Source organism: Schwartzia sp. (in: firmicutes), from assembly GCF_978017985.1.
On record NZ_CDXDFU010000180.1, the window covers coordinates 1 to 9,170 of the forward strand.

Here is a 9,170-nt window from a genome sequence, read left to right on the forward strand (position 1 = left end):
ATAGATATGTATACATAATGATGAGAAGGTTTTTTGTAGACAAACACATTGAGACTGTTGTATAATGAAGCGAAATTTAGCAAAAATAATTTGTTTTTGAAACGAATGTCTTTTGTCAAAAGATTTTATTGATGCTATGATACATTTTCTTTTTGATATAGGAGGAGAGATATGGGACTCATTGTAAAGAAGTTCGGTGGCAGTTCGGTTGCTACCACGGAAAAAATAATGGCTGTAGCAAAACGAATCCTTGCTGAGAAAAAAGAGGACGATCAGATTGTAATGGTTGTATCTGCCATGGGAGACACGACCGATGATTTGATTCAGTTGGCCAAACAGCTGACAAAGAATCCCTATCAGTATGAGCGTGAAATGGATATGCTTCTTACTACAGGTGAGCAGGTTTCTATCGCGCTTCTTACTATGGCCTTTAATTCTCTTGGTCAGAAGGCAGTCTCTCTTACGGGTGCGCTTGCCGGTATGAAGACGGATTCCGTACACACAAAGGGCCGTATTTTGGATATTAAGCCCGACAGAATAAGAGAAGAGCTGGATAAGGGCAATATCGTAGTCGTTGCAGGCTTCCAGGGTGCTGATGAGTTCGGCGATCCTGTTACTCTTGGACGCGGCGGCTCTGATACTTCTGCGGTAGCTATCGCGGGAGCGCTTCACGCAGACAGCTGCGAGATTTTTACGGATGTTGACGGAATTTATTCTGCTGACCCGCGTGTCGAGCCTGATGCGCGCCGCATGAAGGAAATCACTTATGATGAAATGCTTGAGATGGCCCGCCTGGGTGCAGGTGTTATGCAGCCGCGCTCTGTTGAGATGGGCAAGCATTTCAATATTCCGATTCATGTTCGCTCTACATTTACAAACACACCTGGTACGATGATTAGGGAGGCTTATACAATGGAAGAAAAAGATTTTGTGATTCGTGGAGTTGCGCATGACTCCAATGTAGCAAAGGTTGCTGTTTTGGGTGTCCCTAATAATCCGGGAATTGCACATTCGATTTTCTCTGCGCTGGCTGATGCTCATGTTTCGGTAGATATGATTGTGCAGAGTATCCGCAACATTGAAAAGAATGTAACGGATATGGTTTTCACTATGGCACATGATGATCTGGCAAAGGCAAAGCCTATCGTTGATGCTGTAGCTGACAAGCTGAATGCTATCGCTGTTCTCGTAGAAGAGGATGTTGCAAAGGTATCTATTGTCGGCGCGGGAATGCTCGGCAATCCGGGTATTGCGGCAAGAATGTTCGGCGCTCTTGCAAACGGCGGAATCAATATCGACGTTATCAGCACGTCTGAAATCAGCATTTCCTGCCTTGTTAAGACGAGCGAGCTCAATAAGGCTGTCAATGTAATTCATGATGAGTTCTTTCCGAAGAAGTAATAAGCTTTAGAAACGAATAGCTGGGGTTGTGAAAAAAGCAACAAGAATGCCTTCTTCACAGCTCCTTTTTAATGGGTTTATTATATACGAATAAAAATAATGTATACATTGGTAAAAAACAATTATTCCAATGCAAAAAATGCTATGATAGTAATACATTCCAAAAAAGAGAGGCGTGTTATCTATGTCAGATACGATGACGGCATCCCATGCTGTTGGGAAAGAGTTAAGTGATGTAATTTTCGGAGCGAGCGCAGCAGCACAGAAGGCGGCAGCTGAGCATGGCGCACAGAAGGTAACGAATGCGACAATCGGCGCTATTATTGATGATGATGAGAAACTGGCATGCATTCCTACCATGGAGAATGTTTTCCGTTCTCTGCCGATGAATGATATTATCGCGTATGCTCCGATTGCAGGTCTTCCGGCATATCTTGATACGGTTATTGATTTGACATTTGCAGACCAGAAGCCGAACGGATATTTTTCGGCTGTTGCATCTGCAGGCGGTACAGGCGCTGTGCATAATGCTATTGCAAATTATTCTGAGATTGGCGACAAGGTTCTTACATCTGACTGGTACTGGGGACCGTACAACGCACTTTGCCATGAGCAGGGACGCGAGCTTGAGACATATCAGCTCTTTGATGAGAAGCAGAATTTCAATATTGCTGATTTCACGAAAAAGGTTGAGGAGCTTCTCAAGAAGCAGTCTTCGCTTCTGATTGTCATCAATACGCCGGCACATAATCCGACGGGCTACAGCCTTTCCGAGGATGACTGGGCGCAGGTCCTTGATGTATGCAAATCTGCTATCAAGTCCGGAGATAAAAAGATAAGCATTCTTGTTGATATTGCTTATATCGACTATGCAGGAGAGAAAAACGAAGCTCGTAAATTCATGAAGCAGTTCTCCGATCTGCCGGACAATCTTTTTGTTATGTTCGCCTTCAGTATGTCGAAGGGTTATACAATGTATGGTCAGCGTACAGGCGCTCTTATCGGTCTGTCTGCTAACAAGACAATCATTGATGAATTTACGGCTGTTACGAAGTACACGAGCCGTGCAACGTGGTCCAATATTAACCGCGGAGCTATGACTGTATTGACGAAGATTCAGCAGGATGCAACGCTCCTGAAGCAGTTTGAAGCAGAGCGTGAGGCTTTGTATCAGAAGATTAAGGAACGCGGCGCTATCTTCATGAAGGAAGCTGCAGAGTGCGGATTGAATGCTCTGCCATATAAAGCAGGCTTCTTCCTTTCAATCCCGGCTAAGGATCCTGCTGCTGTCTGCGACAAGCTGCATGATGACCTGATTTTTGCGGTTCCTCTGAAAAAGGGTGTCCGTGTCGCTGTTTGTGCTGTTCCTGCAGCTAAGATGTACGGAATGGCTCAGAAAATCAAAAATGCCTGGGATGCAGTCCAGTAAAGAGCAAGTGAAAAGCGTACAGCTTGAGGCTGTACGCTTTTTTGTGTTACAATACATTAGTTGAACTATTCATCAGGCTGGTGATTTTTTTGCAGTTAAAGCGTTTAGAGGCTTATGGCTTTAAATCCTTTGCAGATAAAATTGAAATAGAATTCGATCATGGTGTTACGGCTATCGTGGGGCCTAACGGAAGCGGCAAGAGTAATATTACCGACGCAATTCGCTGGGTTCTGGGCGAGCAGAACGTAAGAAATCTTCGCGGTACAAAGTCGGAGGATATTATTTTTACGGGAAGCTCCTCGCGCAAACCGCTTGGTATTGCTGAGGTAACTCTGACGCTTATCAATGACGGCGATTTGACTCTGCCTTACGAGGAGATTACTGTAACAAGGCGTCTTTTCCGCTCCGGTGAGAGCGAGTTCTTTATCAATAAGGCAAAATGCCGTCTGAAGGATATCTATGCCCTTTTTGCTGACACCGGCCTTGGACATGACGGTATTTCTGTCATCAGTCAGAACAAAATGGATGATATTCTGAACAGCCGCCCGGAGGAAAGGCGTCTGTTTTTTGAGGAAACGGCAGGAATAACGAAGTTCAGAGACCGTAAGCATGAATCGGTCAAAAAACTTGAAGATACAGAGAAGAATCTTACACGCGCAAACGATATTATCGGGGAAATTGAGACGCAGCTTGAGCCTTTGCAGGTTGAGGCTGAACGTACTGAGAAATACAATAAATGGAATGATGAGTACAAAAAGGGAAGAATAACTGAAATCTATCGAAAGATTGAAAAAATCCATGAGGTAGAGCAGTTACAGATAAAGGTAAAAGAGGAAAAGGAACAGGCAAAGATTTCTCTTGAAACGGAGCTTAATAAAGCAGAGGTTTTGAAAGAGAAAATCGAGAATGAAGTTCTCATTTTAGAGTCAAATATCCAAAATAAGAATCAAGAAAAAAATCAGGTATCTATTCAGCTCGAATCTGTTAAAAGCAAAATTCTGCTGCTTGAGCAGAAAGCGCAGCAGGAGAATCAGGAATTTGTAAAGCTGCAGGAAAATATTGAGTCTTTAAAACAGGAATTAAAGGACGAGGAAGAAGCAAAAGAAAAGCTTTGCGAGATTGAGAAAAAATTCACCGGTGAATTTGAAAACATAAAAAACAAGGTCGAAGCTGAGCAGAAAAAATCAGGGGTTTTTTCTGAGAAAATCAAGACCGCAAAAGACGAGTTACATGAGAAGCAAAATGAAAAAGAACAGCTTAAACAGAAGCTGGCAGAAAAGAAAAATGAAGAGACGATTTTGAAAAAGGATATAGAGTCGTCCGAGACAACTCATGAACTCAATCTGAAAGAGTTTGAGCAGCTCACGACAGCTTTTGAGAAGGATAAAGAAAAGTATAAGGAATACGAGCAGGGTTTAACTAACAGCCAGGAAGCTCTTGAAAAATTACGCAGCGACAGGGATGTGCTTTTGTCGAAAATTAAAAAGACAAAGGACAGCTTAAGCACTGTTCAGCAGAATCTTCGAATTGATGAGCAGTATGTTGCTCAGGGTACTGCAAAATTAAACGTACTTGAGCATATGCAGCAGGCGTATGAGGGCTTCGGAAAAGCTGTTAAATCCGTACTGCTTGCAAGAGAAGCATGGAGAAAGAATGTTCACGGCGCGGTAGCGGAATTGATTCATGTTGATACAAAATATCTGACAGCAGTTGAGGCTGCTCTGGGTGTCGCACAGCAGAATCTTATTGTTAAGGATGCGGATACCGCGAAGGCTGCTATTGAGTATCTGAAACGTACAAAAGCAGGACGCGTAACATTTCTTCCGCTGACGGAGCTTGTTGTCAGAAGTCATCCTGATGAATCCGTTAAAAATATGCATGGTGTTATCGGGTATCTTGATGAGGTTATTTCGTCAGATGATGAGTATAAAAAAGCTGTGTCATTTTTGCTCTCAAGAACACTGCTGGTTGATACCTTTGAACACGCATTAAAGGTGGCACGAAATAAGGGGTTCAAAATCCGAATTGTTACTCTTGCGGGAGAGCTTTTGAATCCGGGAGGTTCTTTGTCAGGCGGAAGTCTTCCGCAGAAGGATTCCGGGTATTTGAACCGCAGTAATGAGCTTGCAAATCTGAAGGAAGATTTGGAGAAAAGAAAGCGGGCTTTGACTGAAAATGAAGAAGCCAAAAAACGTCTTCTTGTCGAAGGAAAAGAGCTCGATACTGAGATTCAAAATGTAAAAGAAAAACTGGAATCTGAGCGTATCCATGAAGCTGAATTACGAGTTGCTGCAAAGCAGTTAAAGGATAAAGTCAGCCAGGAAGAAATTCGATATGAAGCGCTGAAAAAAGTCATCGCTTCTTACACGGATGATTTTTCCAATATCCAAAATCAGTGCAATAAAGTCAGGGCTGAAATCAACTCCATGGTAGATGAGTTGAAGAACTTTGAAAATACTATTCGGAATAAGAATGAACAGCTCGATGATTTGGAGCAGGATGCTGCGGAATTTTCAAAGTGGCTTCATAAATTGGAGCTGCAAAAAGTGGGCATGGAACATGAGCTTTTGCGCAGCCATGAACACGTGCTTTTGAGTCAGAAAAAAATCACTGAAATTATCGCTTCGCAGAATGCAAATACAGCAAGTTTGAAAACGCTTCAGGAGGAGCTGCAGAAGGGGCAGACTGATACATCAAAATTAGTCGAAGAAAAGGAAAATATCCAGAAGCAGTACTCCGATTTGGATGCATTAATTCAGGCTGATTTCCAACATAAAATGGACATGCTTACAAAGAGCAAAGAGCATGATGAAAATGCACAAAAAATTCGTAAGGAACTTCAAACTGTTCAGGAAGAAATTCATACGTTTGATATTGAACAATCCAAACGTCAGTTTAATCTCGAACAGTATGAAACAACCCTGCGTGACGAATATCATTTCACGGTAGAGGAGGCAGCAGAACAGCTTCTTGAAATCAGCGATGAAGAGCTGGGACGTCTGCTTAGAAAACTGAAGTCGGATATTACGTCTCTCGGTGTTGTAAATCTGCAGGCAATCGAAGAGTATAAAAAGCAAAAAGAGCGATATGATTTCCTCAAGCTGCAGGCAGATGATCTTTTGGATGCGAAAGAAAATCTGATGAAGATTATTGCTGAGATTGATCTGACAATGACGAAGCAGTTTAAGGCTGCTTTCGTGCAGATACAGCAGCATTTCAATGACATATTTATTGCGTTGTTCGGAGGCGGGCATGCAGAGCTTTCTTTAACGAATGAAAAAGATATTCTGCAGTCCGGTGTCGAAATCAATGTCCAGCTTCCTGAGAAAAAGCAGCAGAATTTGTCTGTGCTGTCGGGAGGCGAGCGCGCATTGACGGTTATTGCGCTGCTGTTTGCGTTCTTAAAGGTAAGACCGGCTCCGTTCTCTGTTTTGGATGAGATTGACGCTCCGCTGGATGAAGCAAATATTATGCGTTTTGGAAAATTCCTGCAGGAGTTTGCTCAGCAGACACAGTTTGTAGTAGTAACGCACAGAAAAGGAACGATGGAATCGGCGGATATGATGTACGGTGTCACTTTGGAGGATGCCGGAGTTTCGAAGATTTTGTCGGTTAAGCTTGATGATATTGCCGGTTAACAGGAGGAAAATATAATGGGATTTTTTGACCGTTTGAAAAAAGGTCTTACACGGACTAGGGAAACGCTGACCGCAAAAATCGGGACAGCTGTTTTGGGCTATGCAGATATCAGCGATGACCTTTTGGATGAGATAGAAGAGATTCTTATCATGGCGGATGTAGGTATATCTACAACCGAAAAGCTGATGCAGGAAGTACGGAAGGGAATTAAAAAGAAAGAGATACATACACCTGCTGATTTGAAGCCGTTTTTGGAGAAAAAGATAACGGAAATTCTGCTTGAGGGCGGTGCCGGTGTACGTATGGCGGCAGTAGGCCCGACGGTAATTCTTATTGTCGGAGTCAATGGTGCCGGCAAAACAACGACTATCGGAAAGCTGAGTGCTTTTTACAACTATTACGGCAAGAAGGTTATGCTTGCTGCTGCCGATACTTTCCGTGCGGCTGCCATCGACCAGCTTGAGATATGGGGGAAACGCACAGGTGCCGAGGTCATCAAGCATGAGGAAGGCTCTGACCCCGCGGCTGTGGTTTTTGATGCCGTAAAAGCAGCAAAGGCAAGAGGCATTGATATTTTGATTGTTGATACTGCGGGAAGACTGCAGACGAAAACAAATCTTATGTCAGAGCTTGAGAAAATCAATCGTGTTGTTGGCCGTGAGATTCCGGGCGCTCCGCATGAAACTCTTTTGGTGCTTGATGCAACAACGGGACAAAACGCTGTCAGCCAGGCAAAGCTTTTCACCCAGTCTGCTCCGGTTACGGGAGTTGTTCTGACTAAGCTTGACGGAACCGCAAAGGGCGGCGTTGTCATCGGTATAAAATCAGAGCTTTCCATTCCTATCAAATGGATTGGTGTGGGTGAAGGAATCGAGGATCTCAGACCGTTCTCGGCAGAGGAATATTCAAAGGCATTATTTGACAAGTAAAAATCCTTGACATAAAAATTTGAATCGTATATACTGTCGTATGTCAAGTTTTTATCTTGACACATAGGGTGAGATATATGATTGATGAACTGTTACATACATCGGCGTTGTTCGATTTATACGGCGGGCTGCTGACAAAGAAGCAGCAGAAGTGCCTCAGAATGCATCTTTTTGATGATTTTTCTTTATCCGAAATCGGAGATGAGATGGGAATAACCAGGCAGGCCGCCCACGATATGATTAAACGCTCAGGACTGGCATTGGAGGAATACGAGGAGAAGCTCGGATTTTTGAAGAAGGTGTCGGCGCAGCGTGATGAGTTTGACCGTATATATGAAAAGCTGAACAAAGCCGAATTTGTGAACGTCGATGAAAAGGCGACGATATTAAAGGATATTTTGCCATTTACTAATTTTGAGCAGGAGGATGAAACGTGATTTTTGAGGGTTTGTCGGATAGATTACAGGAAACGTTTAAAAAATTACGTGGACACGGAAAGCTGACTGAAGATGACGTAAATGCCGCTATGCGGGACGTCCGCATGGCGTTACTCGAAGCAGACGTTAACTTTAAGGTTGTAAAAGATTTTGTAAAGAACGTAAAAGAGCGGGCAATCGGTCAGGACGTATTGCAGACACTGACACCGGCTCAGGTTGTAATCAAGATTGTTAACGAAGAGCTGACTGCTCTTATGGGCGGTTCGCAGAGCAAGCTGAATATTTCATCTGTACCGCCGACGGTCATTATGATGGTTGGTCTGCAGGGTGCAGGTAAGACTACTACCGCCGGAAAGCTCGCGTTATCCCTTCGCAAGCAGGGAAAACATCCGCTGCTTGTCGCAGATGATATATACAGACCGGCTGCTGTTAAACAGCTTCAGGTTCTTGGTGAGCAGCTTGATATTCCTGTGTTCTCCATGGAGCCGGGAACAGATGCGGTTACGATTGCTAAATCCGCGATTCCGTATGCAAATTCCCACGCGGCTGATGTTATAATCATTGATACCGCCGGACGTCTTCATATAAATGAAGAGCTGATGCAGGAGCTGCAGTCTATAAAGTCAGAAGTCAAACCGCATGAGATTCTGCTTGTTGTTGACGCTATGACAGGTCAGGACGCAGTAAATGTCGCTGAAAGCTTTAATTCCAGTCTTGGTCTGGACGGTATCGTTATGACCAAGATGGATGGTGACGCACGCGGAGGTGCTGCACTTTCCGTAAAGGCTGTAACAGGCTGCCCGATTAAGTTTGTCGGTATGGGTGAAAAGCTCGAAGCACTTGAGCCGTTCTATCCTGACCGTATGGCTTCCAGAATCCTCGGTATGGGTGATGTGCTTTCCCTGATTGAGAAAGCGCAGGATGTCTATGACATCGAAACAGCCCAGAAGATGGAGAAAAAGTTCCGCAAGGACGAGTTCACTCTGGATGATTTCCTCGACCAGCTTCAGCAGGTCAGGAAGATGGGTTCATTTGAGCAGATTCTCGGTATGCTTCCGGGTATGGGAAATATCAAGAAACAGCTCGAAGGTGTTGATGTTGACTTCAACGGCAAGGAAATAAAGCATGTCGAAGCAATTATCCGCTCCATGACGCCGAAGGAACGTGCGGATATATCCGTTATTAACGGAAGCCGCCGCAAGCGTATTGCTCTAGGCTGCGGTAAACGTGTGCAGGATGTCAATAAAGTCATTAAGCAGTTTGCTGAAATGAAAATATTGCTGAAGAAAATGAAAAAAATGCAAAAGAGTCCTATGGGATTAGGAAGATTCAAGC

General features: G+C 43.8%; 6 protein-coding genes. All 6 read left to right on the top strand.

Features of this window, described 5'->3' with window-relative positions; translation table 11 throughout:
- Window positions 1-171 precede the first annotated feature (171 nt).
- Window positions 172-1,401 (top strand): aspartate kinase, encoded by a 1,230-nt coding sequence (locus ACY69O_RS07815; protein WP_462332908.1) that lies wholly within the window; start codon window positions 172-174, stop codon window positions 1,399-1,401.
- Between the two features lie 184 nt (window positions 1,402-1,585).
- The gene (locus ACY69O_RS07820; protein WP_462332909.1) at window positions 1,586-2,830 is read left to right on the top strand and encodes a pyridoxal phosphate-dependent aminotransferase; all 1,245 of its coding nucleotides are present in this window, start codon (window positions 1,586-1,588) and stop codon (window positions 2,828-2,830) included.
- 89 nt (window positions 2,831-2,919) lie between these two features.
- The gene (gene smc, locus ACY69O_RS07825; protein ID WP_462332910.1) at window positions 2,920-6,468 is read left to right on the top strand and encodes a chromosome segregation protein SMC; all 3,549 of its coding nucleotides are present in this window, start codon (window positions 2,920-2,922) and stop codon (window positions 6,466-6,468) included.
- 15 nt (window positions 6,469-6,483) lie between these two features.
- Window positions 6,484-7,398, top strand: coding sequence for a signal recognition particle-docking protein FtsY (gene ftsY, locus ACY69O_RS07830; protein WP_462332911.1), 915 nt, complete (start codon window positions 6,484-6,486; stop codon window positions 7,396-7,398).
- Between the two features lie 77 nt (window positions 7,399-7,475).
- A complete protein-coding gene (gene ylxM, locus ACY69O_RS07835; RefSeq protein ID WP_462332912.1) occupies window positions 7,476-7,835 on the top strand; it encodes a YlxM family DNA-binding protein in 360 nt (119 codons plus the stop codon).
- On the top strand, window positions 7,832-9,170 hold a 1,339-nt coding region (gene ffh, locus ACY69O_RS07840), incomplete at its 3' end, for a signal recognition particle protein (RefSeq protein WP_462332913.1). The genes ylxM and ffh, both read left to right, overlap by 4 nt.